General features: G+C 75.2%; 25 protein-coding genes and 1 riboswitch. Of the genes, 12 read left to right on the top strand and 13 right to left on the bottom strand.

Annotated elements, in window-relative coordinates; translation table 11 throughout:
- Window positions 1-19: 19 nt before the first annotated feature.
- Complete coding sequence (locus ACI79U_RS02150; RefSeq protein WP_457064623.1) at window positions 20-370, bottom strand: hypothetical protein; 351 nt, start codon at window positions 368-370, stop codon at window positions 20-22.
- Window positions 371-443: 73 nt separating this feature from the next.
- Window positions 444-1505, bottom strand: a complete 1062-nt coding sequence (locus ACI79U_RS02145) for an SDR family oxidoreductase (protein WP_457064621.1) — start codon at window positions 1503-1505, stop codon at window positions 444-446.
- Between the two features lie 249 nt (window positions 1506-1754).
- Here ACI79U_RS02145 and ACI79U_RS02140 point away from each other — a divergent pair, with 249 nt between their 5' ends.
- The gene (locus ACI79U_RS02140) at window positions 1755-2828 is read left to right on the top strand and encodes a DUF3616 domain-containing protein (RefSeq protein ID WP_457064619.1); all 1074 of its coding nucleotides are present in this window, start codon (window positions 1755-1757) and stop codon (window positions 2826-2828) included.
- A gap of 26 nt (window positions 2829-2854) precedes the next feature.
- Here ACI79U_RS02140 and ACI79U_RS02135 read toward each other — a convergent pair whose 3' ends face one another.
- Entirely contained in the window at window positions 2855-3706 is an 852-nt protein-coding gene (locus tag ACI79U_RS02135; protein ID WP_457064616.1) for a hypothetical protein, read from the bottom strand.
- A 70-nt stretch (window positions 3707-3776) separates the two neighbouring features.
- Entirely contained in the window at window positions 3777-4346 is a 570-nt protein-coding gene (locus tag ACI79U_RS02130; RefSeq protein WP_457064614.1) for a dihydrofolate reductase family protein, read from the bottom strand.
- Between the two features lie 76 nt (window positions 4347-4422).
- Between ACI79U_RS02130 and ACI79U_RS02125 the strand changes: the two genes are divergently transcribed.
- Window positions 4423-5100 (top strand): TetR/AcrR family transcriptional regulator, encoded by a 678-nt coding sequence (locus ACI79U_RS02125; protein ID WP_457064612.1) that lies wholly within the window; start codon window positions 4423-4425, stop codon window positions 5098-5100.
- On the opposite strand, the gene ACI79U_RS02120 is transcribed toward ACI79U_RS02125, so the two are convergent.
- On the bottom strand, window positions 5093-5911 hold the full coding sequence (locus ACI79U_RS02120; protein ID WP_457064610.1) for an HDOD domain-containing protein: 819 nt from the start codon (window positions 5909-5911) through the stop codon (window positions 5093-5095). The two genes, ACI79U_RS02125 and ACI79U_RS02120, sit on opposite strands and share 8 nt — an antisense overlap.
- A gap of 83 nt (window positions 5912-5994) precedes the next feature.
- Window positions 5995-8085 (bottom strand): putative bifunctional diguanylate cyclase/phosphodiesterase, encoded by a 2091-nt coding sequence (locus tag ACI79U_RS02115; protein WP_457064608.1) that lies wholly within the window; start codon window positions 8083-8085, stop codon window positions 5995-5997.
- Window positions 8086-8355: 270 nt separating this feature from the next.
- On the opposite strand from ACI79U_RS02115, the gene ACI79U_RS02110 reads away from it, so the two are divergent.
- Together ACI79U_RS02110 and ACI79U_RS02105 are read left to right on the top strand one after the other, a co-directional pair.
- Window positions 8356-9531, top strand: a complete 1176-nt coding sequence (locus ACI79U_RS02110; protein ID WP_457064606.1) for an acyl-CoA dehydrogenase family protein — start codon at window positions 8356-8358, stop codon at window positions 9529-9531.
- An 8-nt stretch (window positions 9532-9539) separates the two neighbouring features.
- The gene (locus ACI79U_RS02105; protein WP_457064604.1) at window positions 9540-10691 is read left to right on the top strand and encodes an acyl-CoA dehydrogenase family protein; all 1152 of its coding nucleotides are present in this window, start codon (window positions 9540-9542) and stop codon (window positions 10689-10691) included.
- Between the two features lie 9 nt (window positions 10692-10700).
- On the opposite strand, the gene ACI79U_RS02100 is transcribed toward ACI79U_RS02105, so the two are convergent.
- Window positions 10701-11384 (bottom strand): universal stress protein, encoded by a 684-nt coding sequence (locus ACI79U_RS02100; RefSeq protein ID WP_457064602.1) that lies wholly within the window; start codon window positions 11382-11384, stop codon window positions 10701-10703.
- A 162-nt stretch (window positions 11385-11546) separates the two neighbouring features.
- On the opposite strand from ACI79U_RS02100, the gene ACI79U_RS02095 reads away from it, so the two are divergent.
- The 6 genes from ACI79U_RS02095 to ACI79U_RS02070 all read left to right on the top strand — a co-directional run bounded on the left by ACI79U_RS02095 (window position 11547) and on the right by ACI79U_RS02070 (window position 16896).
- Window positions 11547-12689, top strand: coding sequence for an LLM class flavin-dependent oxidoreductase (locus ACI79U_RS02095; RefSeq protein WP_457064600.1), 1143 nt, complete (start codon window positions 11547-11549; stop codon window positions 12687-12689).
- Window positions 12686-13306, top strand: coding sequence for an FMN reductase (locus tag ACI79U_RS02090; RefSeq protein ID WP_457064598.1), 621 nt, complete (start codon window positions 12686-12688; stop codon window positions 13304-13306). The genes ACI79U_RS02095 and ACI79U_RS02090 overlap by 4 nt, the downstream gene beginning before the upstream one ends.
- Before the next feature lie 104 nt (window positions 13307-13410).
- Complete coding sequence (locus ACI79U_RS02085) at window positions 13411-14277, top strand: alpha/beta fold hydrolase (RefSeq protein WP_457064596.1); 867 nt, start codon at window positions 13411-13413, stop codon at window positions 14275-14277.
- 23 nt (window positions 14278-14300) lie between these two features.
- Window positions 14301-14804 (top strand): cation:proton antiporter regulatory subunit, encoded by a 504-nt coding sequence (locus ACI79U_RS02080; RefSeq protein ID WP_457064594.1) that lies wholly within the window; start codon window positions 14301-14303, stop codon window positions 14802-14804.
- 6 nt (window positions 14805-14810) lie between these two features.
- Entirely contained in the window at window positions 14811-15965 is a 1155-nt protein-coding gene (locus ACI79U_RS02075; RefSeq protein ID WP_457064592.1) for a cation:proton antiporter, read from the top strand.
- A gap of 40 nt (window positions 15966-16005) precedes the next feature.
- On the top strand, window positions 16006-16896 hold the full coding sequence (locus ACI79U_RS02070) for a maleylpyruvate isomerase family mycothiol-dependent enzyme (RefSeq protein ID WP_457064590.1): 891 nt from the start codon (window positions 16006-16008) through the stop codon (window positions 16894-16896).
- A 50-nt stretch (window positions 16897-16946) separates the two neighbouring features.
- On the opposite strand, the gene ACI79U_RS02065 is transcribed toward ACI79U_RS02070, so the two are convergent.
- The 6 genes from ACI79U_RS02065 to ACI79U_RS02040 all read right to left on the bottom strand — a co-directional run bounded on the left by ACI79U_RS02065 (window position 16947) and on the right by ACI79U_RS02040 (window position 23023).
- A complete protein-coding gene (locus ACI79U_RS02065; RefSeq protein WP_457064588.1) occupies window positions 16947-18074 on the bottom strand; it encodes a serine hydrolase domain-containing protein in 1128 nt (375 codons plus the stop codon).
- A 187-nt stretch (window positions 18075-18261) separates the two neighbouring features.
- On the bottom strand, window positions 18262-19503 hold the full coding sequence (gene mftD / locus ACI79U_RS02060; protein ID WP_457064586.1) for a pre-mycofactocin synthase MftD: 1242 nt from the start codon (window positions 19501-19503) through the stop codon (window positions 18262-18264).
- A 164-nt stretch (window positions 19504-19667) separates the two neighbouring features.
- On the bottom strand, window positions 19668-20267 hold the full coding sequence (locus tag ACI79U_RS02055) for a YceI family protein (RefSeq protein ID WP_457064584.1): 600 nt from the start codon (window positions 20265-20267) through the stop codon (window positions 19668-19670).
- Window positions 20268-20511: 244 nt separating this feature from the next.
- Window positions 20512-21435, bottom strand: a complete 924-nt coding sequence (locus ACI79U_RS02050) for an aggregation-promoting factor C-terminal-like domain-containing protein (RefSeq protein ID WP_457064582.1) — start codon at window positions 21433-21435, stop codon at window positions 20512-20514.
- Window positions 21436-21455: 20 nt separating this feature from the next.
- Window positions 21456-21590: riboswitch (cyclic di-AMP (ydaO/yuaA leader) on the bottom strand.
- A 200-nt stretch (window positions 21591-21790) separates the two neighbouring features.
- Window positions 21791-22438 (bottom strand): class I SAM-dependent methyltransferase, encoded by a 648-nt coding sequence (locus tag ACI79U_RS02045; RefSeq protein WP_457064580.1) that lies wholly within the window; start codon window positions 22436-22438, stop codon window positions 21791-21793.
- A 51-nt stretch (window positions 22439-22489) separates the two neighbouring features.
- Window positions 22490-23023 (bottom strand): universal stress protein, encoded by a 534-nt coding sequence (locus ACI79U_RS02040; RefSeq protein ID WP_457064578.1) that lies wholly within the window; start codon window positions 23021-23023, stop codon window positions 22490-22492.
- Between the two features lie 358 nt (window positions 23024-23381).
- Here ACI79U_RS02040 and ACI79U_RS02035 point away from each other — a divergent pair, with 358 nt between their 5' ends.
- Both ACI79U_RS02035 and ACI79U_RS02030 read left to right on the top strand, forming a co-directional pair.
- A complete protein-coding gene (locus tag ACI79U_RS02035; RefSeq protein WP_457064576.1) occupies window positions 23382-23771 on the top strand; it encodes a cupin domain-containing protein in 390 nt (129 codons plus the stop codon).
- Between the two features lie 22 nt (window positions 23772-23793).
- Window positions 23794-24705, top strand: coding sequence for a Dyp-type peroxidase (locus tag ACI79U_RS02030; RefSeq protein ID WP_457064574.1), 912 nt, complete (start codon window positions 23794-23796; stop codon window positions 24703-24705).
- The last annotated feature ends 58 nt before the right edge of the window (window positions 24706-24763 follow it).

Below are 24763 nucleotides of genomic sequence, written 5' to 3'. Positions count from 1 at the left end.
CCCGGGTCGGCGTGCTGTCTCAGGAACGCTTGGCGTCCAGCCGGTCGAGCAGGTCCTTCGCCGCTCGGCGGATCTCCTCGTGGTCGTTCTGCGACGCCCGCTGCTCGGCGTGGATCAGCGCCGCCCGGTTGACCGTCGAGAAGTCGCCGTAGGGGAACCGGAACCGGCCCTTGGTCCCCTCGCCGGCGTCGGTGTCCTCGGCGAGGTACCAGCGGCTCCACTCCTCCCGGCCCTCGTCCTCGATCTCGGCGTTGCGCTCCTCGGTCGACGGCGCGGCGTCGGACCACTCGGTGCTGTCGTCGTACTCCCCGGCGTCGATGAGCTGCTGGGCGTGCCGGACGCCGGCCTCGTGCACTCGGTAGGTGGGCATGCCCGGGCCCCTACCCGCCGCTCCCCCGGTGATCACCCGGATCGGGCGGTCGCGGCCGGGCGACCCACGCTGCTCAGCCCAGCGGCGGGATGACCCTCCGGGCGGCGAGCTGGTCGAACAGCTCGGTGAAGCGGTCCTCGGTGTCCAGGCAGTCGGCGAACCCGGCCCGGCGCAGCTTGATCGTGGAGCTGACGTTGTCGAAGCCGCTGGTGAAGATGAACTCGCCGAACTCCCAGCCGACCAGGTCCTCGTACGGGGTCGGCACCAGGTCGTGCCGGGCCACCAGCCGCTCCCACACGTCACGGCGGTCGGCCATCGCCTCGGCCAGCGGCACCGGCTGGGGCTCGGCGGCGGCCATCCCGAAGTGCCGCGCGAAGGCCGGGAACAGGTGCCGCCAGCGCAGCTGGTCGCCGTTGGTGACGTTGTAGACCTCGCCGTCGGCGGCCGGCTCGCCGCCGGCCCACACGGTCGCCCGGGCGAGCAGCTCGGCGTCGGTGACCTGGTAGAGGGCGTCGTAGGCGGCGAGGCTGCCCGGGAAGCGCAGCGGCTGGCCGAGCTCCTTGCTGATCGCGGCGTAGACGGCGATCACCATGAGCAGGTTCATCGGGTTGCCGACGGCGTAGCCGATGACGCCCTCGGGGCGCAGGACCGTCAGCCGGATGCCGCGCTCGGCGGCGACCTCGCGGAGCAGGTCCTCCTGGTCGTAGTAGAAGTTCGGCTGGACGATCCGCGGGTCGGTCTCCTTGGCCGGGGTGTTGAAGAACCCCATGTGCGCGCCGTAGGCCTTGCCCCCCTGGTACAGCGTCACGTGCTCCAGCGGGGCCCCGGCGGCGGCGAGCCCGTCGAGGGTGTGCCGCAGCATCCCGACGTTGACCTGGGAGAGCTCCCGGGCGGTGGGCCGCTCGGCGTAGGCGCCGAAGACCAGGTGGGTGGTGTCGCCGGCCGCGGCGAGCCCGGCACGCGCGGCGTCGGGATCGCGGAGGTCGACGGCCAGGTGCTCCCAGCCCGCCTCCCGCGGCGCGCGCCGGCTGACCCCGCGCACCCGCCAGCCCGGGCGCCGGGCGTACTCCGCCGCGGCGTGCGCCCCGATCACCCCGCCCGCGCCGGTCACCAGCACGCTGCCCTGCTCCGCCATCCCACTGCACCCCTCGGCTCGCCGTCCGTCCGGGGCCTCCATGCCCGCCGGCGGGACGGCGAACCGCTCAGCCGAAGAGCTCGCCGATCAGCGACTTCTTCTTCGCGGCCTGCCGTACCCGTACGAGCTGCCGTGCCCGGAGCCCGAGCTGCTGGCGCGCACCTGGCCGAGCACCTCGCTGACCACGGCGGCCGGCACCCCCGGGGTTCCCACCCGTCCGTGCTGGGGTGTTCGTGCCAGGGTGACGGGGTGAGCATCGAGCGCACCGTCCGGCTGTCCTTCGGCTCGGCCTCCCGCGAGGCCGCCACCCACACCAACCTCTCCGCCGTCCGCAGCGACGGCCCGGTGCTGTGGGTGGCCGGTGACGAGACCGCCACGATCGAGCGGCTGGTCGCCGACGACCCCACGGACCCGACCGGCTACGGCGAGGAGACGACGTTCCGGCTGGCCGACCTCGTCGACCTCCCCGGGAACGCCGCGGAGGAGGCCGACATCGAGGGGCTGGCGCGCGCCGGGGACTTCCTGTGGGCGGTCGGGTCGCACAGCCTGCGGCGCAAGCGGATCAAGGACGAGCACGAGGGTGAGAAGGCGCTGCGCCGGCTGGCGAAGGTGCGCGGGCAGGTGAACCGGCAGGTGATCGTCCGGCTGCCGGTCGCCGAGGTCGACGGCCTGCCGGCCCCGGTGCCCGAGCTGACCGTCGACGGCACCCGGCACGTGGCCGCGGTGTTCGGCGCGAGCGGCCCGGACCTGCGCGACCTGCTCGCCGACGACGAGCACCTGGCCCCCTTCCTGCCCATCCCGGGCAAGGACAACGGGCTGGACGTCGAGGGCATCGCGGTGGCCGGCGAGCGGGTGTACCTGGGGCTGCGCGGCCCGGTGCTGCGCGGGTGGGCCGTCGTCCTGGAGCTGCGCCCGGAGCCGGACCCCACGGAGCCCGGGCGCCTGCTGCTGCGGCCGTTCGCCGACGGCCGCCCGTACCGCAAGCACGTGCTGGACCTGGCCGGGCTCGGCGTGCGCGACCTCTGCCCGCACGGTGCGGACCTGCTGGTGCTGGCCGGCCCGACGATGGACCTCGACGGCCCGGTGCACGTGTTCCGCTGGCACGGGGCGCTGGCCGCCGAGACCGCGCAGGTGGTGCGCGGTGCGCAGCTCATCCGCGAGGTGGACCTGCCCTTCGGCGTCGGCGACGACCACGCCGAGGGGATCGGGCTGCTGCCGGGCGAGGACTCCCGGCTGCTGGTCGTCTACGACAGCCCGGCGCCGTCCCGGCTGGACGACGCCGGTGGCGTCACCGCCGACGTGGTGCGGCTGCCGGCCCGCTGACCGGACGGCTCACGAACCGGACCGCCTCAGAGCCCGGGCCCGAGGGTGGCGACCGTGGCCCGCACCTCCGCGGCGGTGGCCGGCTCGACCGGCAGCGAGGCGAGCAGCGTCGGCACCTCCTCGGGGAGCAGCCCCTCGGCGAGCAGCAGCTCCAGCAGCCGGTCGGCCTGGGTGGGCGGCACCGGCAGGGTCAGCCCGGACTCCCGGACGGCGGCCTCGGCGAGGAACAGCGCGCCGGCGAGGTCGTCCCGGGTGGGGTCGGGCGCGGGCGGGGCGGGGGCGGCGGCGCGGGTGACCGCCTCCGCGGCCCGCACCAGCGACAGCGGCAGCCCCTCGGCCTCCACCTGCACCAGCGGCGCGCTGCCGATGGCGGCGAGCACGAGGTGCTCGGCGTCGATCCGCAGCGGCGCCTCCCACTCCCCCACGCGCACCACCTCGACCAGGTCCCGGCCGTCCTCGCCGAGCTCGTCGAGCAGCTCGGCCCACGCCGCGGCCCGGGTGTCCCGGGCCCGTTCGGCGGCGAGCACGCAGGTCTCCAGGGCGAACGGCTCGATCACCTCCCGGTCGAACCGCTCGGCGACGAGCGTGCCGTCGGCGGTCACCGCGTTCAGCGCGTCCTGGAAGCTGCCCGGGTGGGCGTCGCCCAGCTCCAGCCGGCCGTCCTCCTCACCGGAGAGCGGCTGCCCGGTGACGGCGCGGGCGCCGATGGTCAGCCCGGTGTTCACCACCCGGCCGCGCACGCGCAGGTGGTGCGGCTGGTCGGACAGGCCCACCGCCCAGGCGCAGGCCTCCGCGATCAGCGAGGCGGCGCGCTCGCGCAGCACCTCGCGGGCGAGCAGGGCCATGAAGTCGGCATCGAAGGAACCAGAGTCGTACACGCCTCCACTGTCCCCCCGGCCGGCGACGCGTGCCGGGGGCGGCCGCCGGCACCACCGACCGGGACGTCGGTCAGCGCGCCGCGTAGGTCGCGAGGACGACCCCGCCGGGCAGCTGCTCGACGTCGACGGCCCGCAGGTGGCGGGGGTGCCCGCCGCCCCGGAACAGCGGGATGCCGTCGCCGAGCAGCACCGGGTTGATCTTCAGCTGGATCTCGTCGACGAGGTCGACGAGCTGGCCGGCGAGGTCCCCGCCGCCGCACAACCAGATGTCCCGGCCGGGCTCGTTCTTCAGCTCCGCCACCCGGGTGGCGATGTCGCCGGCCACGACCTCGACCGCGGACGAGTGGTCGAGGGCGCGATGGCTGGCGACGATCTGCCGCAGCTGGGGGTAGGCGCCGTCGGTCAGGCCCGCCGCCAGGGCCGGCGCGTGGGTCCGGCGTCCCATCAGGACGGTGTCGAAGCGGCGGGGTGCCGCCGTCACGCCGAGCGCGTCGCGCAGGTGCGCGGGGCAGGTCTCGGGGTAGCGGGTGAAGAGGCTCGACAGGGTCTCCGGCCGCACCGGGAAGTGCGAGAAGTCGCCCGTCGGGTCGGCGATGAAGCCGTCGATCGAGCTGGCGACGTAGTACACGAGCTGGCGCACGGCACGCTCCGATCACGACGGGTGTGCTGGTTCCGGCAACGTACAGCAGCTGTAGTGGTTCGGGTAGCGTGGCGCCATGGTGTCGAACCCCCGCCGCCGGTCGGGCGTCACCGACGCCGCGCTGCAGATCCTCGGCCGCGACGGCAGCCGCGCCCTCACCCACCGGGCCGTCGACGCGCGCGCGGAGGTGCCCCTGGGCACCTGCGCCAACTACTTCCCGACCCGCGCGGCCCTGCTGCTCGCGATGGCCCAGCGCATCTTCGACCGGCTCGCACCGGACACCGCGCGACTGGCGCAGCTCGAGCGGGTGCCGGACCGGGACGCGTTGGCGGAGTACGTGGGCTACGTCGTCGAGCGCCTCACCGCCGATCCCGACCTGGCACGCGCCCTCATCGAGCTGCGGCTCGAGGCCTCCCGGTCGCCCGACGTCTTCGCGGCCCTCGCGCCCTTCCTGCGCCGGGGTCTGGACGACGACGTCACGTTCCACGACGACCGCGGCCTCGTGGGCGGGCGGCCGGTGGTCCTCCTCCTGCACCACCTGGTGAACGGCATCCTGCTCGACCACCTGACGATCCCGCTCGACCCCGAGCGTGATCCGGTGTCGATCGCGAAGGAGGCCACCCGGCTGCTCGGCGCGCACCGGGCGGCGGCCGGCCCCGACCGCACGGACGACCAGTGGCCGCCACGTCCGACCGCCACGTCGCCGGCTGGTGGTCCGCCAGCAGAGGTGCTGAAGGGAGACCCTCCTAGCTGAGCAGCGCGCTGCGCAGCTCCTCGGCGTCGGTGCGCACCTGGGACAGGATCGGCAGCACGTCGCGGTCCCGCAGCTGCCCGCAGGTCAGCCCGGTGATGCTCTGCTCCTCGTGGTCGTCGTCGGTGAGCCGCGCGCCGACCTCGAAGGCGGCCCGCAGCAGCGCCCCGGCGAACGAGCCGAGGTCGTCGACCTGCTTGAGCGGGGTGACCATCTCCGGCGGGAAGCCCCACTGCTCCAGCGCCACCGCGGTCAGCCGCAGCGCGGAGATGCCGTACCGCTGGACCTCCGCGGCACGCCGGCGGGCGAAGCAGCGGTGGGTCGCCCACAGCTCCGCATAGCCCTCCGGGTCGTTGTGGTGCAGCAGGGCCACGCCCATCTGGGCGAGCAGCCCCTGGCACAGCGCGTCCTGCGGCCGTTCGGCGAACCGCGGGGCGAGCGTGGAGGCGGCCAGCGCCACGGTTGTGCTCAGCTCCCAGAAGTCCTCGGGCAGGCGCGACTCGTCGTCGAGGTCGGTGAGCGCGACGGTGGCCATGGTGCGCACGGTGGCGAAGCCGATCACGGTGACCGCGAACTGCAGCGAGGTGACCCGGCCGCGCATCCCGTAGAAGGCGGAGTTGGCCAGTTTCATCACCCGGCCGGCGAGCGCCACGTCGGCGCTGAGGATGCGGGAGAGCTCCGCGGCGCTGGCCTCGTCGGAGTTGGCCACCGACAGGATCTGCGCGGCGACCGGGCGCTGGGCGGCCATCGTGTCGATGCTGGCCAGCACGCGCTCGAGGTCGAACGTCGGCGCGGCGGCGAGGGGGGTGGTCACGACGACTCCAGGTCTGGTGGATCGGGGAAGGCCGGTGAGGCGGGGAGGGCGGGCCGGGCGCGGGCCGGGCCCGGGCGACGCGGTCACCGCTGGGCGGCCGCGGCGAACCAGGCGGTCGCCTCGGCGCCGGCCAGGGGGGCGGCCAGGCTGAACCCCTGCAGGTAGGTGGCGCCGAGCTCGGCCAGCAGCCGGGCCTGCGCCGGGGTCTCCACGCCCTCGGCGACGGTGCACAGCCCCAGGTTGTGCGCGAGCGCGATCACCGCGGAGGTGATCTCGGCGTGCCCGTCGGCGAGCTCGGCGACGAAGGACCGGTCGACCTTGAGGCAGTCGACCGGCAGGTGCCGGAGGTAGGCCAGCGAGGAGTAGCCGGTGCCGAAGTCGTCGATGGAGATCTGGCACCCCAGGTCGCGGAGGTCCTGCAGCACCGCGCGGGCCGAGGCCGGGTCCTTCATCAGCGCCGACTCGGTGATCTCGATCGACAGCCGGTCGGCCGACAGCCGGTGCCGGCGCAGCGCGGAGGCCACGTGGCCGTGCAGGTTGCCGTCCAGCTGGAGGGCGGAGACGTTCACGTGCGCCCGGCGCGGGGCGGCGGCGCCCAGCTCCCGGTCCCACTCGGCCAGCTGCCGGCAGGTCTCGTCCAGCACCAGCAAGCCGAGGCCGGCCACCAGGCCGCTCTCCTCGGCCAGCGACACGAAGACGCCGGGGCTGATCGCCCCGCGCTCGGCGTGCTGCCACCGGGCCAGCGACTCGACCGACGTCGCGGTGCCGACGACGGCGTCGAAGATCGGCTGGTACATCAGGGTGATCTCGCGCCGTTCGATCGCCGACCGCAGCTCGGCGACCAGCCGCAGCTTGTCCCGCGCCTGCGCGCGGGCGTCGGAGTCCAGCACGGTGATCCGGCCCTTGCCCGAGGACTTCGCCTGGTACATGGCGATGTCGCAGTCGCGGATCAGCTCCTCGGCCGCCTGGTGCTCGGCGGTCTGCACGGTCACCCCGACGCTGGCCTGCGGCCGCAGGTCCACCCCGCCCAGGCGGACCGGCCGGCGCAGCTGCGCCCCGATGCGCTCGGCCAGGGCGACCGCATCGGCCTCGCTGACCTGCTGGCAGACGATGACGAACTCGTCGCCCCCGAAGCGGGCGACCAGGTCCCCGGGGCGCACGGTGGCCCGCAGCCGGGAGGCGACCTCGACCAGCAGCTCGTCGCCGGCGGCGTGGCCGAGGGAGTCGTTGACGACCTTGAAGTTGTCCAGGTCGAGGAAGATGCAGGCCAGGCCACCGGCGCCGGGCACGAACCAGGTGCTCACGTGGTCGGCGAGCAGGGTCCGGTTGGGCAGCCCGGTCAGCGGGTCGTGGTTGGCCTGGTGGGCCAGCCGGGCCTCGAAGGCCAGCCGCTCGGTGATGTCCTCGATGGTGCCGACGAAACCCGCGCCCACCCCGGGGGTGAACAGGTGCGCGAAGCGGATGACGGTGGTGAGCTCGGTGCCGTCCGGGCGGACCAGCCGGGCCTGCGCCTCCCCCTCGATGCCGTCCCCCTCGCTCCCGTCGCCACCGAGCAGCACCGTGGTGGCCTGCTCGATCACCTCGTCGAGGTCCTCGGGGTGGACGACGTCCAGCCAGCCGGTGCCCAGCAGCTCCTCGGCCTGGTGACCGGCCAGCGCGCAGAACGCGTCGTTGACGTGGGCCAGCCGCATGCCCTGCTCGGAGAGGAGGGTGGGGATCGGGGAGCGCTCGGTGAGGGTGGCGAAGCGTCGCTCGTGGGCATCGGCCGTGGCCCGCAGCGCCCGTTCCTGCTCGTTGGTGGTGGCCGCCAGCCGCAGGGTCCAGCGCCGTCCGCCGGGTGCCGGCACGGTGGAGACCGAGCAGTCCAGCGACTCGCCGCTGGCGCAGCGCACCGACAGGGTCATGACGACGGCGCGTTCCCGGCGCAGCAGCAGGCGGAGCTCGCCGCCGCGGAGGGTGGGCAGCAGCTGGTCGACCGGGAGCGCCCGCAGGTCCTCCTGGGCGTAGCCGAGGATCGCGACGGCCTTCTCGTTGCTCCAGGCCACGCGGGCGACGCCGCCGGTGCGCTCCACGACCAGGATGGCGCTGGAGGAGCTGACCGACACCCCGTGGAAGACGGCGGCGACCACCTCCGGTGAGGGCTGCTCCCCCGCCACCGCTGCTCTGGCTGCCACGTGGTCCCCCTGCTCCGCCCCCGGACGCGGTACCGCGTCCTCCCCTCACCGTCGACCACCCGCGGCCCGTGCTCCAGCGGATGCGGGGCCGGTTCCCCCCTTCGGGCGGGGTGCCCGGGCGCCCGTGCACGGGCCGTCACCGCCACCGGCGGACGCGCGGTCGCCCACCCGGAGCGCACCGGGAGACCCCGGGTTACCGACCGGTAGCCGGTGTGGGATGTTGGGAGCCACGTCACAGACGGCAGAGCCGCCGTCGGGAATGGGGCCCCCATGCGCTTGCACCTGTCGCCGGAGGACGTGGCCTTCCGGGACCAGCTGCGGACCTTCTTCACCACCTCGGTGCCGCAGCCGATCCGGGACGCGGTCGCGGCCCACCACGAGCTGACCAAGGACCAGTTCGTCGAGGCCCAGCAGGTCCTCAACGCCGCGGGGCTGGCCGTGCCGCACTGGCCGGTGGAGTGGGGCGGCCGGGACTGGACGCCGCTGCAGCGCCACATCTGGCGGGAGGAGATGCAGCTGGCCAACGTGCCCGAGCCGCTGGCCTTCAACGCCAGCATGATCGGCCCGGTCATCGCCACCTTCGGGTCGCAGGCGCAGAAGGAGCGGTTCCTGCCCGCCACGGCCAACCTGGACATCTGGTGGTGCCAGGGCTTCTCCGAGCCCGACGCGGGCTCCGACCTGGCCTCGCTGCGCACCACCGCCGTCCGCGACGGCGACGACTGGGTGGTGAACGGCCAGAAGACCTGGACGACGTTCGGGCAGCACGCCGACTGGATCTTCTGCCTGGTGCGCACCGACCCCACCGCCGAGAGGAAGCAGCGCGGCATCTCGCTGCTGCTGTTCCCGATGGACACCCCCGGCGTGACGCTCCGGCCGATCGAGCTGCTCGACGGCGGGTTCGAGGTCAACGAGGTCTTCTTCGAAGACGTCCGGGTGCCCGCGGAGAACCTGGTCGGCGAGGAGAACCGCGGCTGGGACTACGCCAAGTTCCTGCTCGGCAACGAGCGGGTCGGCATCGCCCGGATCGGCTCGACCAAGCGGATGCTGGTCGAGGCCAAGCAGCACGCCCGGCAGATCACCGCGCACGGCGCCCCGCTCGCGGACGACCCCTGGTTCCGGGCCCGGATCGCCGAGCTGGAGAACGAGCTGCTGGCGCTGGAGCTGACCGCGCTGCGGGTGGTGGCCAACTCCGCCGACGGCCGCCCGCACCCGGCGTCCTCGGTGCTCAAGTTGCGCGGTTCGGAGCTGCAGCAGGCGGCCACCGAGCTCCTGGTGGACGTCGCCGGCCCGCTGTCGGTCGCCTCGTTCCCCGGCGCGGACTCCGACGTCCCCGAGTGGGCGCAGGTGGCCACGCCGAGCTACCTGAACAACCGCAAGGTCTCCATCTACGGGGGCTCGAACGAAGTGCAGCGCACCATCATCGCCGGCTCGATCCTGGGGTTGTGATCTGAGAGATGGACTTCAGCTACGACGACGAGCAGGACGGCCTCCGCGAGGCGGTGCGCGCACTGCTGGCCCGCGCGTACGGCGACGGCGAGCAGCGCCGTGCCGCGGTCGCCGGCGAACCCGGCTTCGACGAGAAGACCTGGAGCCGGCTGGCGGAGATGGGTGTCCTCGGGCTCCCGTTCGCCGAGGCCGACGGCGGGATGGGCGCCGGCCCGGTCGAGGTGTCGATCGTCGCCGAGGAGATCGGCCGGGTGCTCGCCCCCGAGCCCTTCGTGGAGGCCGTCGTCCTCGCCGGCGGACTGGTGGCCGACCTCGGCACCGACGCCCAGCGCGCCGCGGTGCTCGGCGCGCTCGCCGAGGGTGCCCTGGTCCCCGCCTTCGCCCACGCCGAGATCGGGACCCGCTGGGAGCCGGTGGCCCGGTCGGTCACCGCGACCGAGGCCGGCGGCGCCTGGACGCTGTCGGGGGTGAAGGAGCCGGTGCCGAACGGCGCACGCGCCGACCTGCTGGTGGTCAGCGCCCTGGTCTCGTCAGGGGACGCCCCCGGCGACACCCGGCTGTTCCTGGTCCAGGGCGACGCCGAGGGCCTGACCCGCACCGCCCACCGCAACCACGACGGCACCCGCTCGGCCAGGGTCGCCTTCGCCGGCACCCCGGCCCAGCCGCTGGGCGAGGGCGCCGGCGACTCGTCCGCCGTCGTGGCGAAGGCGCTGGCCCGGGCCCGGGTGGCCTACGGCCACGAGGCGCTCGGTGCCATGGAGACCGCGCTGACCACGACCGCGGAGTACCTCAGGACGCGCCGGCAGTTCGGCGTCCCGCTGAGCAAGTTCCAGGCGCTGACCTTCCGGGCGGCGGACATGTACGTCTCCCTGGAGCTGGCCCGCAGCACGGTCATGTGGGCGACGCTGGTGGTGGACGCCGACGGCGACGTGGTGGCCGCGGCCGACCGGGCCCGGCTGCAGACCAGCCGGGCCTCCCGGCACATCGGCAAGGAGGCGATCCAGCTGCACGGCGGGATCGGCGTCACCGCCGAGTACACGGTGGGCCACTACACCAGCCGGCTCACCGCGATCGACCACCTGCTCGGCGACGGCGACTGGGCGCTGTCCCGGCTCGCCCGCACCGTCGACGAGCACCCCACGGTCGACCCGCTGGCCTGATCCACCCGGCTACCGGGCCGCCGACCGGCCGGCCCGAGCCTCGTGGTCGCCCCCCGGCCGCGGTCCCGCGGCCGGGGGGCCGGCCAGCAGCACCGGCGTCGTCGCCTGCCGGGCGACCTGCTCGGCCACGCTGCCGAGCACCCGCTGCGACAGGCCGCGGCCCCGGCGGCCGAGCATGAGCAGGTCCGCGCCCTCGGTCCGGGCCACGTCGACCAGCACCCGGCTCGGCTGGCCGCAGCCGATCTCGAGCACCGGCTCGGTGTCGGTGCCCAGCCAGCGGGCCCGCTCGGCCAGCAGGTCGTGCGCGGCGGCGCGGACGTCGGCGTCGTCGAACTCCGCGGCATCGGGGTCGACGACGGTGACCAGCACGAACCGGGTCTCCGCGCCGCCGAGCAGCCGGGCCGCGTCCCGGACCGCCTGGTCGGACTCCGGCGACCCGTCGACCGCGACCAGGACGGTCCGCCCGTCGCCCCGGCTCCCCGGGTCACCCCCGCGGGCGCTCCGGCGGTCCAGCACGACCACGCCGTGCTTCCCCCGCTCGGCGGCGATCGGGAGGAACAGCGGGCCGAGGACCACGCCCAGCAGCCACCAGCGCCCCGTCCGATGCCCCTGCCGGCCGAGCACCACCACCGCGGCGACACCGGCGGCGATCCACACCACGAGGACGATCAGCACCCAGAGGAGAGTCGGCATCCCTCCACGGTCCCAGGTCGGCCGCCGGCTCGGGGTGCGACAGGTCCCCCGCAGGAGGGTCCTTGGTCCCGGGCCCGACGGGAATGCCCGGTGCCCGGGTACGGTTCCACCGGCCAGTAGTTGCACTCTCAACCAGTGCGGCTCAGACGAGGGGAGCACGCCATGCAGTTCGGGGTCTTCACGGTCGGCGACGTCACGCCCGACCCGACGACGGGTCGCACACCCACCGAGGCCGAGCGGGTCAAGTCGCTGATCGCGATCGCGCTCAAGGCGGAGGAGGTCGGGCTCGACGTCTTCGCCCAGGGTCAGCACCACAACCCGCCGTTCGTGGTCTCCTCCCCCACCACCACGCTGGGTTACATCGCGGCGAAGACCGAGAAGCTGGTCCTGTCGACGTCCACGACGCTGATCACCACCACCGACCCGGTGAAGATCGCCGAGGACTTCGCCACCCTGCAGCACGTCGCCGACGGCCGCGTCGACCTGATGATGGGCCGGGGCAACACCGGCCCGGTGTACCCGTGGTTCGGCAAGGACATCCGGGACGGCATCCCGCTGGCGGTGGAGAACTACCAGCTGCTGCGCCGGCTGTGGCGCGAGGACGTCGTCAACTGGGAGGGCCGGTTCCGCACCCCGCTGCAGGGCTTCACCGCCACCCCGCGCCCGCTGGACGGCGTCCCGCCGTTCGTGTGGCACGGGTCGATCCGAAGCCCGCAGATCGCCGAGCAGGCCGCGTTCTACGGCGACGGCTTCTTCCACAACCACATCTTCTGGCCGGCGTCCCACACCCAGCAGATGGTGGAGTTCTACCGCCGCCGGTTCGAGCACTACGGCCACGGCAGCGCCGACCAGGCGATCGTCGGGCTGGGCGGGCAGGTGTTCATGCGCCGGAACAGCCAGGACGCCGTCCGGGAGTTCCGCCCCTACTTCGACAAGGCCCCGGTCTACGGCGGTGGCCCGTCGCTGGAGGAGTTCAGCTCGCAGACCCCGCTGACCGTCGGCTCCCCGGAGCAGGTGATCGAGCGGACCCTCGGCTTCCGCGACTACGTCGGTGACTACCAGCGCCAGCTGTTCCTCATCGACCACGCCGGGCTGCCGCTGAAGACGGTGCTCGAGCAGCTGGACATCCTGGGCGAGGAGGTCGTGCCGGTGCTGCGGCGCGAGTTCGCCGCGCTGAAGCCGGCGCACGTGCCGGACGCGCCGACCCACGCCTCGCTGGTCGCCGCCGCCGGCGGGGGCACCGACGCGACGGTGTCCGCCGGCGACGACGTCACCGGCCAGGTCCAGGAGGTGCCGGCACGATGACCACCCGCACCATCGCCGTCGTCAGCGCCGGGCTGAGCACCCCCAGCTCGACCCGGCTGCTGGCCGACCGGCTGACCACCGCCACGGTCGAGGCGCTGCGCGCCCGCGGCGACGACGCCACCGTGGAGCTCGTCGAGCTGCGCGGCCACGCCCGCGACCTGGCCGACAACCTGACCACCGGCTTCGCCAACCGCGAGCTGCAGGCGGCGGTCGACACCGTCACCGGCGCCGACGGGCTGATCGCGGTCACCCCGGTCTTCTCGGCCAGCTACTCCGGGCTGTTCAAGACGTTCTTCGACGTGCTGGACAAGGACGCGCTGACCGGGAAGCCGGTGCTGCTCGGGGCGACCGCCGGCACGGCGCGGCACTCGCTGGTCGTGGAGTACGCGCTGCGGCCGCTGTTCGCCTACCTGCGGGCGGTCCCGGCGCCCACCGGCGTCTTCGCCGCGTCGGAGGACTGGGCCGGCGGCGGCATCGACCGGTCGCTGGCCGAGCGGGTCGAGCGGGCCGCCGGCGAGCTCGCCGGCCTGGTCGCCGGCCGCCCGGTGGCCACCCGCCCGGCCGACCCGTTCGCCGACCCGACGACGTCGTTCGAAGAGCTGCTGAAGGGCCGCTGAGCCCGTCACCGCGGCTCGACATCGGGCTGGGAGCTGTCTCCGCGCGCCGGAGGCAGCTCCCAGCCCGTTCTCCACGAGCTGCCGCCGTCGGGCAGGATCCGGGGATGACCCCGCCGACGTGGTTCACCCAGGCCCTCGCCCAGCAGCCGGAGCACCGGGACGTCGTCGTCGCCGGCGCCCGGGTGCACTACCGGACCTGGGGCCCGGTCGGCGCCCCGGGTGTGGCGCTGGTGCACGGCGGCGCCGCCCACTCGGGCTGGTGGGACCACATCGCCCCCCAGCTGGTCACCCCGCAGCCGACCGGGCACCGGGTGGTCGCCCTCGACCTCACCGGGCACGGCGACAGCGACCACCGCACCGACTACGACCCGCTGGTGTGGGCCCGCGAGGTGGTGGCGGTCGCCGCGAGCGCCGGGCTGGACCGACCGGTGGTGATCGGGCACAGCATGGGCGGCTGGGTCGCGGTCACCGCCGCGGTCGAGCACCCGGCCGAGGTGGGCGGGGTCGTGATCGTCGACTCCCCGCTCAACGACGCACCCCCGGACGAGACCCGGTTGCGCGAGCGGCGCCGTCCGCACAAGGTGCACCCCACGCTGGACGAGGCGATGGCGCGGTTCCGCACCCTCCCGCCGCAGGAGGTGTACCTGCCCTGGGTCCGCGACCACGTCGCCCGCGGCTCGCTGCGCCCCGTCGACGGCGGGTGGACCTGGGCCTTCGACCCGGACTTCTTCGGCACCCGGCTGCGGCTGCGCGACCTGCTCCCCCGGCTGCACCGACCGGCCACCCTGCTGCGCTGCGCGCACGGGCTGGTCACCCCGGCGATGAGCACCGAGATGGCCGGGCTCACCCCGGGGCCGCTGCCGGTGGTCGAGCTGCCCGACGCCGGGCACCACCCGATGCTCGACCAGCCGCTGGCCCTGGTGGCGGCGCTGCGCACCGTGCTGGCGCTGCAGCCCTCCGCCGGGCGCTGACCCCCGGCTGCCACGATGGGGCGGTGACGGTGAGCCCTGTGGAGTTCGTCGAGACGCTGCTGCCCGGCGTCGGTGTCCGGTACGAGCTGACCACCCGGGCCGGCCAGCCGGTCGGCATCGTGGTCCGCCGCGAGGGCTCGGTGGAGCTGGTCTTCTACGACCGGCGCGACCCCGACCAGGCCCGCGAGGTGCTCCAGCTGGAGGCCGACGAGGTGGCCGCGGTCGCCGAGGTGCTCGGCGCGCCCCGGGTGACCCAGCGCTTCGCCGACCTCTCCCGGGAGGTGCCCGGGCTGGAGTCCACCCGGGTCACCCTGCCCGCCGGGTCGCCGTTCGCCGGCCGGCCGATGGGCGACACCCGCGCCCGCACGCGGACCGGCTGCTCGATCGTGGCGCTGGTCCGCGGCAGTGACGTGGTCACCGCGCCCGGGCCGGAGCAGCTGCTGCAGGTGGGCGACGTGCTGGTGGCGATCGGCTCGGGGGCCGGCCTGGCCACGTTCGCCGCGCTGCTCACCGGCCAGTCCTCGTAGCCGCCGGTGGAGCACGTCGCGGCGCTGCTGGTCGAGCTCGGCCTGCTGTTCCTCGGGTTGTCGGTGCTGGGGCTGCTCGCCCGCCGGCTCGGGCTCTCGCCCATCCCGTTCGTGCTGCTGGCCTCGCTCGCCCTCGGGGAGGGCGGGGTCGCCCCGCTGACCACCGCCGAGCCGTTCCTGGAGGCGGCCGCCGAGATCGGCGTCGTCCTGCTGCTGCTGGCGCTCGGGCTGGAGTTCTCGGCCACCGAGCTGTTCGGCTCGCTGCGCCGGCACGGACCCTCCGGCCTGGTCGACCTGCTGCTCAACGCGCCGCCGGGCTTCATCGCCGGCCTGCTGCTCGGGCTGCCCTGGCAGGGGGCGCTGGCGATGGCCGGCGTCACCTGGATCTCCTCGTCGGGGATCGTCGCCCGGCTGCTGGGCGACCTGGGCCGGCTCGGCAACCGGGAGACCCCCGCGGTGCTGTCGGTGCTGGTCCTGGAGGACGTCGCGATGGCGCTGTTCCTCCCGCTGCTGGTGGTGGCGCTGGCCGGCGGCGGCCCGCTGCAGGCCGTCGCCGGGATCGCGCTGGCCGGCGGCGCCGTGCTGCTGGTGCTGCTGGCCGCCAGCCGGCACGGGCACCGGCTGGGCCGGGTGCTCGACCACCCGGACGACGAGCAGGTGCTGCTGCGGCTGTTCGGCCTGACCCTGCTGGTCGCCGGGGCCGCGCAGGCGCTGGGCGCCTCGGCCGCGGTCGGCGCGTTCCTGGTGGGCATCGCCATCCCGGCCTCGCTGGCCGAACGGGCCCGCGCGGTGCTCTCCCCACTGCGGGACCTGTTCGCCGCGACCTTCTTCGTCGCCTTCGGGCTGTCGACCGACCCGGGCGCCGTCCTGCCCGTGCTGCCCGCGGTGCTGTTGCTGGCCCTGGTCAGCACGGCCACCAAGCTGGGCACCGGCTGGTTCGCCGCCCGCCGCGACGGCGTGGCGGCGCCCGGCCGGTTGCGCGCCGGGGCGGCGCTGGTGGCGCGCGGGGAGTTCTCGGTGGTGATCGCCGGGCTGGCGGTGACCGCCGGGCTGACCGACGTCGGGCCGCTGGCCACCGGGTACGTGCTCGTGCTGGCGGTCGCCGGCCCGCTGCTGGCGCGGTTCGTCGAGCCGCTGTCGGCCCGGTTCCGGCCCGCCTGACCGGCGCCTGGACCGCGGGACCCCCGGGTAGGGGCCGGCCATGACCGCTGCGCACGGGATGGCCGACGCCGGACGGGACGAGGTCGGCCGGCTGGTGCTGGGCGCCTGGGACGGCTTCCTGGCCCAGGCCGGGTCCGTCGACCTGCACCGCCGCACCCGGTTGCCGGGCTGGCGCGCCCAGGAGGTCTGCACGCACCTGGGCGTGTGGGCGGACCACACCGCGCTGGACGACCTGGTCGCCGGCGCCCGGTCCGGCGCCGCGGGCACCCCGGCGGACCCGGACCTGGTCAACGCCCGGGTGACCACCGTGCACCGGGACGCGGACCGGGCCGAGGTGCTCGCCGCGCTCCAGGCGGCCCGGGCGGCGACGGTGCGCTACCTGGCCGAGGAGCCGGCCGAGCTGGACACCGCCCCGACGGTCTCCACCGTGGGGCGGCTGCCGCTGCTCAGCGTCGTCCTCGGGCAGGCCTACGAGCTGGCCGTGCACGGCCTGGACCTCGCCTCCGCCGGCGCGCCCGCCCCGCCGCCGGAGACCCTGCAGACCGGCCTGGCCGCGCTCGCCGACGTCACCGGCGCGCTCGCCGCGGCCGGGGGCATCACCGCCGGCGCCACGCTGGCCACGCCGGACGGCGGCTGGCGGTTCACCGCGGCCGGCGACGGCTGGACCGTGACGCGCCTGCCCCCGGGACGGGTGACCGGCACCGCGGTCGAGGCGCCGGCGGACCTGCTGCTGGACGCCGCCTCCGGCCGGGCGAACCCGGTGACGGCGCTGGCCCGCCGGCGGCTGCGGGTGCACCAGCTGCCCGGGCTGATGCGGCTGGCCCCGATCGTCGAGTCCGCGCCCGGCATCCCGGGCGGCCCGCTGCTGCAGCTGGCCGCCCGGACCCTCGGCGGCGCGGGTGGCCTGCTGGGCCGGATGCGCCGCGGCTGAGGCACAGGCGGGCTGGGCCTCACGGGCAGCGGGGGCACAGTCAGCGGGTGTCACAGGCAGCGGTGCAGCTCCGGCCAGAACCAGCCGGGATCGTCGTCCGGCCCGCCGTAGCCGCGGGTGGTCAGCAGCACGGCCACCAGGTCCCGGGCGGGGTCGGCCCAGCCGGTGGTCCCGGTGCCGCCGTCCCAGCCCCAGCCGCCGGGCACGCCGTCGTCCACCCGGACCCCGGTCTGCAGCCCCCAGGACACGCCGGCGGGCAGGAACGCCCCGGCGGTCGCCCGCTGCCGCTCGGTCAGCGACGGGGTGGTCAGCTGCGCGACCGAGCCGGGGGCCAGCACCGGTCCCCCGCCGTCGGCGAGCGCCGCGAGGAAGGCCAGCACGTCCCCGGCGGTGGCGACCAGCCCGGCGGCCAGCCCCTCGAAGACCGGCGACCGGGCGGCGATCCCGTCGGGTGGGTCGAGCAGGGTGAGCCGGTCGCCCTCGGGGAGGTAGGCGGCGGTGAGCCGCCGGGGATCGCGGGCCCAGAAGCCCGTCGAGCCGAGCCCCAGCGGGCCGGTGACCCGCTCGGTGAGCAGGGCACCCAGCGGCCGCCCGGTGGCCCGGGCGAGCAGCACCGAGAGGACGTCGGTGCACGCCTGATAGAGCCACCGCTCCCCCGGCTGCGCGGCCAACGGCAGCTCTCCGAGCCGGGCGAGGTACTCCTCGGGCGGCAGCTGCGGCGAGAACGGCCCGGCGCCGAGCCCGCGCTCGACCGTCGCGACGTCCAGCGGGCTGCCGTCGAACAGCGCGCCGAACCCGGCGGTGTTGGTGAGCAGGTCGCGCACGGTGATCTCCCGGGCCGCCGGCACCGTCTCCGCCAGCGGCCCTCCGGGTGTGGCCAGCACCCGGGGGCCGGCCAGCTCGGGCAGCCACCGGGCCACCGGGTCGGCCGGGCCGAGCACGCCGTCCTCGGCGAGGGCCAGGGTCAGCGCACCGGCGTAGGGCTTGGACAGCGAGGCGAGCCGGAACAGCGAGTCGGGGCCGACCGGCTCGCTGCCGCCGCGGACCAGACAGCCGCCGGCGCGCAGCTCGGTGGTGCCGCGGTACCGCACCGCGGCGGAGTACCCGGGCAGCCGGCCGTCGGCCACCCGCCGCTCCAGCAGCGACCACAGCGTCACGAAGCGGGACAGCGGGCACATGGGCGGCCTCCTCGGCGACCGGGTGGGTCTCGTGCCCACCCAGACCGCCGAGCCGCCCGGAAGTCATCGCCGCCGGCAGGTCACCGCCGCCGGCAGGTCCCCGCCGTCGGTAGGTCCCCGCCGTCGGTAGGTCATGCCGCCGGCAGGTCACCGGCGCCCGGCACTCATCGCCGGGCGCCGGCCCGGGTCACCCCCGGGTGGGCCGGTGCTGCGAGGGAACGCTCTCCACCGGCGCATCAGCGACCTGGTCGACGCCGAGGTACCGCTCGAAGCCGGGCGGGACGACGACGTCGTCCCGGCAGAGCTCGGCGACCGAGTCCCGGCCGAGGCCGACCATCGCCGAGCCGAGGCCGTCGCGGAGCACGTCGAGCACGTTCTCCACCCCGGCCTGCCCGTTGGCCGCCAGGCCCCACAGGTAGGCACGGCCGATCATCACGGCCTTGGCGCCCAGGGCGAGCGCCTTGGCGACGTCGCCACCGCGCCGGATCCCGCCGTCCAGCAGCACCTCGACCTGGTCGCCGACCGCCTCGGCGATCGCCGGCAGCGCGCGGATGGAGGCCGGGGTGCCGTCGAGGTTGTTGCCGCCGTGGTTGGAGACCGAGATGGCGGAGACACCGGCGTCGACGGCCCGCTTGGCGTCGTCGACGCGCATGACGCCCTTGAGCATGAACGGCCGGTCGTCGCCCCACAGCTCACGGAGCCAGGCGACGTCCTCCCAGGTCGGCATCGGCGACTGCATCCACATGCCGTACGCCTCGAAGAAGGTGGGCGCCGGGTCGCCGGGGTTGGCGACCATGTTGGGCACGGTGAGGTCGGGCAGCTGCTTGGTCTTGGCGAAGTCCCACAGCCAGCTCGGCTTGAGCGCCACCTGCGGGGCGTACCGCCGCACCGCCTCCAGGTTGATCCGCTCCGGGATGAACGGGCTGCCCCAGTCGCGACCGTAGGAGAAGGACCAGTCCAGCGTGGCGATCAGCCCGGCCGCGCCGGCCCGTCGTGCCCGCTCGACCTTGGCGGCCATCAGGTCGCGGTCGCCGACCCAGTACAGCTGGAAGAAGGTCTTCGGGTTGGCGGCGATGACCTCCTCCATCGGCTTGCTCGCCATCGAGGACAGCCCGATGGCCGTGCCGCGGGCCGCCGCCGCGCGCGCGACCGCGACCTCCCCGTCGGGGTGGACGGCCTGCACGCCGGTCGGGCTGATGAGCACCGGCAGGGAGAGGTCCTGGCCCATGACGTGGGTGTCCATCTGCCGGCCGTTGGCCAGCCCGGCGGTGTGCGGGGCGAAGCCCAGCTCGGCGAAGGCAGCCAGGTTGTCGTCGACCGTCAGCCCCCGCTCGGAGCCGGCGACCAGCGCCCCGTAGACGCCCTTCGGCAACCGTCGCTTCGCCCGGCGCTGCGCCTCGGCCACCGTCTCGAACCACGCGTTCGCCATCTGCGCACTCCCCTGCTGCTCGGACCGGGAGACGCCGTCGTCCCCCGGTGCCCACGGCCCTGCCGCTGGCACTCAGTGCCACCGTAGCGGGCGGCAGTGGTCTGGAACACACCGCCTTCCGTCTCCCGGAGGGGTGGGCGCCGAGGGAGCCGGGACCGCGCCGGTCAGCCGGTCCGGATCGCCGAGACGTCGAACTCCACCTGGATCCGGTCGCTGACCAGCACGCCACCGGTCTCCAGGACGGCGTTCCAGGTGAGCTCCCAGTCGCTGCGCTTGATCGCCAGCGCGCCCTCGAAGCCGACCCGGGTGTTGCCGAAGGGGTCCAGCGCCGAGCCGGTGAGGGTGAAGTCGATGTCGACGGAGCGGGTGACGTCCTTGATGGTCAGGTCGCCGGTGACCCGGTAGACGTCGTCGTCGACCTGCCGCACCGCGGTGGAGTCGAAGCGCATCTCCGGGAACTGCTCGACGGCCAGGAAGTCCGCCGAGCGCAGGTGCGCGTCACGGTCGGGGGCGCCGGTGTCGATGCTCGCGGTGCGGATGCGCAGCGAGACGGTGCTCGCGGTCGGGTCGCCGGTGTCGAGGTGCGCGGTGCCGGCGAAGTCGGTGAACGCGCCGCGCACCGTCGTCACCATCGCGTGCCGGGCGCGGACGCCGATGCGGGTGTGCGCGGTGTCGACGAGGTAGTCGCCGGTGACGTCGGCCAACGCCGCCGTCGCGGCGTCGAAGTCCGAGGCCGCGGGCTCGGGTGCCCGGTGCTTGCCCACGGTTCAGCCCTCCTGGTCTGGGTGGTCCACCCGGTGATCCTGACCGATGGGGGTGACATCGGGGCAGGGTGGCGTGTTCGGCACGCGAGGAGGGGCCGCCCGGTGCGGGCGGCCCCTCCTCGTCGGTGCCGGGTCGATCAGTGTGCGGTACGGATCGCCGGCGTGCAGATCGGTGCGGTGCAGACCAGTGCGGTGCGGATCGCTGCCGTGCTGGTCACTGCTGGGTCCACCGGCGCGGGTCGGCTCAGTACCAGCCGGCGGACTGCGACTGCGACCAGGCGCCGCACGGCGAGCCGTACCGGTTCTCGATGTAGATCAGGCCGGCGTCGATCTGCCGGTAGCCGTCGGAGGTCTTGGCGATCCCGGTGCCCTTCCAGGTGGAGTCCAGGAACTGCGGGATGCCGTAGGCGGTGCTGCGCGGGTTCTGCGCGTTGGGGTTCCAGCCGCTCTCCTTGCCCCACAGCTTCTCCAGGCAGGAGAACTGGCCGGAGTCGCCGCCGAGCTTGGACAGCGCGTAGCTCTGGAACGAGCCGGCCGGCGCGGCGGCGGCCGGGGCAGGGGCTCCCCCACCCGAGGAACCGCTCGAGGAACGCGGGGCGGCCGGTGCCCGCGGGGCCGCCGCGGCGGCCTGCTCGGCCTTGCGGGCGGCCGCCGCCTGGCGGGCCTCCTCCGCCAGGCGCGCCTCCTCGGCGAGCCGGGCCTCCTCGGCCTTGCGGGCCTCCTCGGCGAGCCGGGCCTCCTCGGCGGCGATCGCGTCACGCGCCGCCTGGTCGGCGGCGGCCTGCGCCTGCTGGGCGGCCGCCTCGGCCTCCTGGCGCTGGCTGCGGTCGGCCACCAGCTCGCCCAGCCGGTTGCCGACCTCACCCTCGGCGACGACGGTGCCGGCGTGCTGGGCGGTGAGGCCGAGCTGGGTGGCGATGCTCATCGGCTCGGGCGCCGCGGTGGCCTGGGCGTCGGTCTGCCCGCTCACGACGACGTTGACCACGACCGCACCGACCGCGGCGGCGGCCAGGTACATCGCCGGACGACGCAGGCCGGCCGGGGGCGCCAGGCGGCGGGACCGGCGGGGGGTCTCCTCGCCGCCGACGGGGAGGACCGCGGTGGGCAGGTCGCCGTCGGCGGGGAGGTCGGGGCCGGCGTGGTCGTGCAGGGTGGTGCGGGGGGACATGAAGGAGGGGGCTCCCGGGCTCTTCCGTGGCCGCCTACCGGGTTAGCTGACGGATTCGGGCGGGAAGACGCCCTACCCGGCCGGGCGCGTGCCCGGGCGGGATTCACCCCAGTGCTGCGGTGGGTCCCCGGATCGCTGCGGAGAGCGACTCGGCGGCACCCGGCGCGGGCTCCCCGGATGGGGACGTGACGTCCGGCCGGACTCGACCACGGTAGAGCTCGTTACGACCTCGTGACAATGCTCGGCGGCCAGTTCGTCGGCTTCTGCGGCGAGGCCCCTGGTCAGCGCCGTGTGATCCGTCCCGCAGGCCCCATCGGTCCCATGAGGTGCGTGACGGGGCGCGGGCCGGGCGGGGTCAGGGCAGGCGCCAGACCGTCGTCCGGCGGACCTCGCCACCGTCGGCGTCCGGGACGTCGTGGACGGCGGCCGCCAGCAGCCCCTCGCGCGGCACGTAGGCGCGTCCGGGGTCCCCGAGCAGCACGGTGGCCCCGCGCAGCCAGTGGGCGCCCAGGTACGGCAGCACCCGGGCGGTCATGTCGCGGTCGTAGCAGACGTCGCCGGCCAGGACGACGTCCACGTCGGGCCCGTCGTCGTCCAGCACGTCGCCCACCACCTCGATCCCGGTCACCCCGTTGAGCTCGGCGTTCAGCGCGATCGCGGTGTGCGAGTACGGGTCGACGTCGCTGGCCACGACGTGCGCGGCGCCGGCCTGCAGCGCCGCCACGGCGACCAGCCCGCTCCCGGCGCCGAGGTCCAGCACCCGCTTGCCGGCCACGAGCTCCGGGCGGTCGAGCACGTGCCGGGCCAGCGCCTGGCCGCCCGGCCAGGCCGCGGCCCAGAACGGTGGGTCCTGGCCGGCCCCGCCGGCCTCGGTCTCCATCGCCTCCCACAGGGCGACCACGTCGTCGGCGACGTGCAGCTGCACCTCGGGCACCAGGGTGGGCCGCTCGACCCGGGTGTGGGCCTGCAGGAAGGACGGCGGGACGCGGTCGGGGGCGGGCACCCCGTCAGTGGACACCCAGGGGCCCGACCGCGCGCCGCCGGGGTGAGCTGCTCAGTTCTTGCTGTCGCTCCGGACCACGGTGACCGGGCAGGGGGCGTGCCGGGTGACCTGGTCGCTGGTCGAGCCCAGCAGCAGGCCGGCGAAGCCACCGCGGCCGCGGGCGCCCACCACCAGCACGTCGGCCTGCCCGGCGGCGGCGATGAGCGCCTTCACCGGGGCGGTGTGCGCGACGTGGCAGGTGACGCCCGCGGCACGCTCCTGGCCGAGCGCCGAGACGACGTCGGCCTCCAGGTCGGCCTGGACGGCCTTCTCGTAGTCGCTCATCGGCGGGACGTAGCCCGGCGACCAGCTGGCCGGCTGGGGTGCGGTGGCGATCCGCCAGGCGCGGACGACGTGCAGCGGCCACCCGGCCCGCTCGGCCAGGCCGGCCGCCCACAGCAGCGCCTCCTGGGCGCACCCGGAGCCGTCGTGACCGACGACGACCCCACCGCCGACCGCCCCGGGCACGGCCTCTCCCGCTGCCTCGGCCATCGCCTCGTCGACCTCTGCCGCGAGCGCGTCCCTCGTGCCGCCCTGCTCCGTCACCGCGTCCTCCTGATCCGTGCCCGTGCTTCCCGTGCCCGGTCATCGATGACCGGGCTGCTCGCCCCCAGCCTGGCCTACGGGCCACCGGTCGCACAGAGCCGGAGGTCCCGGGTCCACCTCCACCGGCGCTGGATCCCCCGGACGGGGCAGCCGCCGTCGACGCCCTCGCCTCCTCCGTGACCCCCGGGCGGCGCCGTGACCTGAACCTCTCGAACGGGGCTCCGGGACGGGCGGCTCCGGCACGGCGTGCTCGGGGACGGGTGCTTCGGATCGCGCCGTCGGGCGACCTGCTCTTGACTGATCATCGAGGCCGGCGCGCGCCGGCCAGCAGATCGAGGGACAGGGAGGAACGGCGCCCATGGAGCACTTCACCATCGCCACCGTCGCCGAGCAGAGTGCCGACTTCCGCCGCGTGCTGTGGACCGGCGAGCACACCCAGCTGGTGATCATGACGATCCCGCCGGGCGGGGAGATCGGCGAGGAGGTGCACGACGTCGACCAGATCCTGACCTTCGTCAGCGGCACCGCGAAGGCGAAGGTCGGCGGCCAGGAGAAGAAGGTCGCCCAGGGTGACCTGGTCGTCGTGCCGGCCGGCAAGAAGCACAACTTCATCAACGACGGGGTCAACCCGCTGGTGCTCTACACCGTCTACGGGCCGCCGGAGCACGCCGACAAGGCCGTGCACAAGACCAAGGAGGAGGCCGACGCGCTCGAGGAGGCCGGCAAGGACGAGCCGCCGACCGACTGACGCGCTCGAGGAGGTGCCTCGCGTGACCACCCAGCCCGGCATCTTCGCGCTCGGCACCCCCGAGTACTGCTACCTCGAGCTCGACCTGGAGCCCGGCTGCCCCGCGGAGGACCTGGTCCGCGGGGTGGCCGGGTCGACCGGTCCGCTCTCCACGACCGGCGGCGTGAACGTGGTCGTCGGCTTCCGGCCCGAGCTGTGGGCCGCTGTCGCCCCGGCCGATGCACCGGCCGACGCCGCGGGGTTCGACGAGCCGATCGTGGGGGCCGGGCGCTATCGGATGCCGGCGACCCAGCACGACGCCTGGGTGTGGGTGGCCGGCGGCGACCGGACGGCGGTGTTCGACAACGCCCGTGCGGTGCTCGCCGCGCTGACGGGCATCGCGACGGTGGCCGGGGAGGTCACCGGCTGGCTCTACCAGCACGACCGCGACCTCACCGGGTTCATCGACGGCACCGAGAACCCCACGCTGCTCACCGCCGCGGAGGTCGCCGCCGTCCCGGCCGGGGAGCCCGGCGCCGGGGCGAGCACCGTGCTCTACCAGCTGTGGCGGCACGACAGTGCGGCCTGGGAGTCGCTGGGCACGTACGGCCAGGAGATGACCATGGGCCGCACCAAGGCCGACAGCGTGGAGCTGCCCGCCGACGAGATGCTGTCCAGCGCGCACGTCGCCCGCACGAGCCTCGAGGTGGACGGTGCGGAGCAGCAGATCTTCCGCCGCAACGTCGCCTACGGCGGGGTCACCGACCACGGGACGGCGTTCGTCGGGTTCGCTCGCGACCGCTGGCGGCTGCACGAGATGCTGCGCCGGATGGCCGGGGCGACCGACGGCGTGCGGGACGGGCTGACCGGCTTCCTCACCCCGCTGACCGGCGCGTACTACACCTGCCCGGCGGTGGACGCGCTCGCCCGGTTCACGCCGACCGAACAGGGCTGAGCCTGCCGAGCAGATCCGCGGCGACGGCGGCGCCGATGGCCCCGGGCGGCGGATCGGT

The sequence above is a fragment of the Modestobacter sp. SYSU DS0904 genome, assembly GCF_054051115.1.
The sequence above is the reverse complement of the archived record's forward strand: the minus strand, read 5'-3'. Positions and strand labels throughout refer to the sequence as shown.

Excerpts from the sequence above, each read along its gene's own strand:
- ACI79U_RS02150 (WP_457064623.1), bottom strand. The coding sequence starts at position 370 with ATGCCCACCTACCGAGTGCACGAGGCCGGCGTCCGGCACGCCCAGCAG.
- ACI79U_RS02145 (WP_457064621.1), bottom strand. The coding sequence starts at position 1,505 with ATGGCGGAGCAGGGCAGCGTGCTGGTGACCGGCGCGGGCGGGGTGATC.
- ACI79U_RS02125 (WP_457064612.1), top strand. The coding sequence starts at position 4,423 with ATGGTGTCGAACCCCCGCCGCCGGTCGGGCGTCACCGACGCCGCGCTG.
- ACI79U_RS02110 (WP_457064606.1), top strand. The coding sequence starts at position 8,356 with ATGCGCTTGCACCTGTCGCCGGAGGACGTGGCCTTCCGGGACCAGCTG.
- ACI79U_RS02105 (WP_457064604.1), top strand. The coding sequence starts at position 9,540 with ATGGACTTCAGCTACGACGACGAGCAGGACGGCCTCCGCGAGGCGGTG.
- ACI79U_RS02100 (WP_457064602.1), bottom strand. The coding sequence starts at position 11,384 with ATGCCGACTCTCCTCTGGGTGCTGATCGTCCTCGTGGTGTGGATCGCC.
- ACI79U_RS02095 (WP_457064600.1), top strand. The coding sequence starts at position 11,547 with ATGCAGTTCGGGGTCTTCACGGTCGGCGACGTCACGCCCGACCCGACG.
- ACI79U_RS02090 (WP_457064598.1), top strand. The coding sequence starts at position 12,686 with ATGACCACCCGCACCATCGCCGTCGTCAGCGCCGGGCTGAGCACCCCC.
- ACI79U_RS02085 (WP_457064596.1), top strand. The coding sequence starts at position 13,411 with ATGACCCCGCCGACGTGGTTCACCCAGGCCCTCGCCCAGCAGCCGGAG.
- ACI79U_RS02070 (WP_457064590.1), top strand. The coding sequence starts at position 16,006 with ATGACCGCTGCGCACGGGATGGCCGACGCCGGACGGGACGAGGTCGGC.
- ACI79U_RS02065 (WP_457064588.1), bottom strand. The coding sequence starts at position 18,074 with ATGTGCCCGCTGTCCCGCTTCGTGACGCTGTGGTCGCTGCTGGAGCGG.
- mftD (WP_457064586.1), bottom strand. The coding sequence starts at position 19,503 with ATGGCGAACGCGTGGTTCGAGACGGTGGCCGAGGCGCAGCGCCGGGCG.
- ACI79U_RS02050 (WP_457064582.1), bottom strand. The coding sequence starts at position 21,435 with ATGTCCCCCCGCACCACCCTGCACGACCACGCCGGCCCCGACCTCCCC.
- ACI79U_RS02035 (WP_457064576.1), top strand. The coding sequence starts at position 23,382 with ATGGAGCACTTCACCATCGCCACCGTCGCCGAGCAGAGTGCCGACTTC.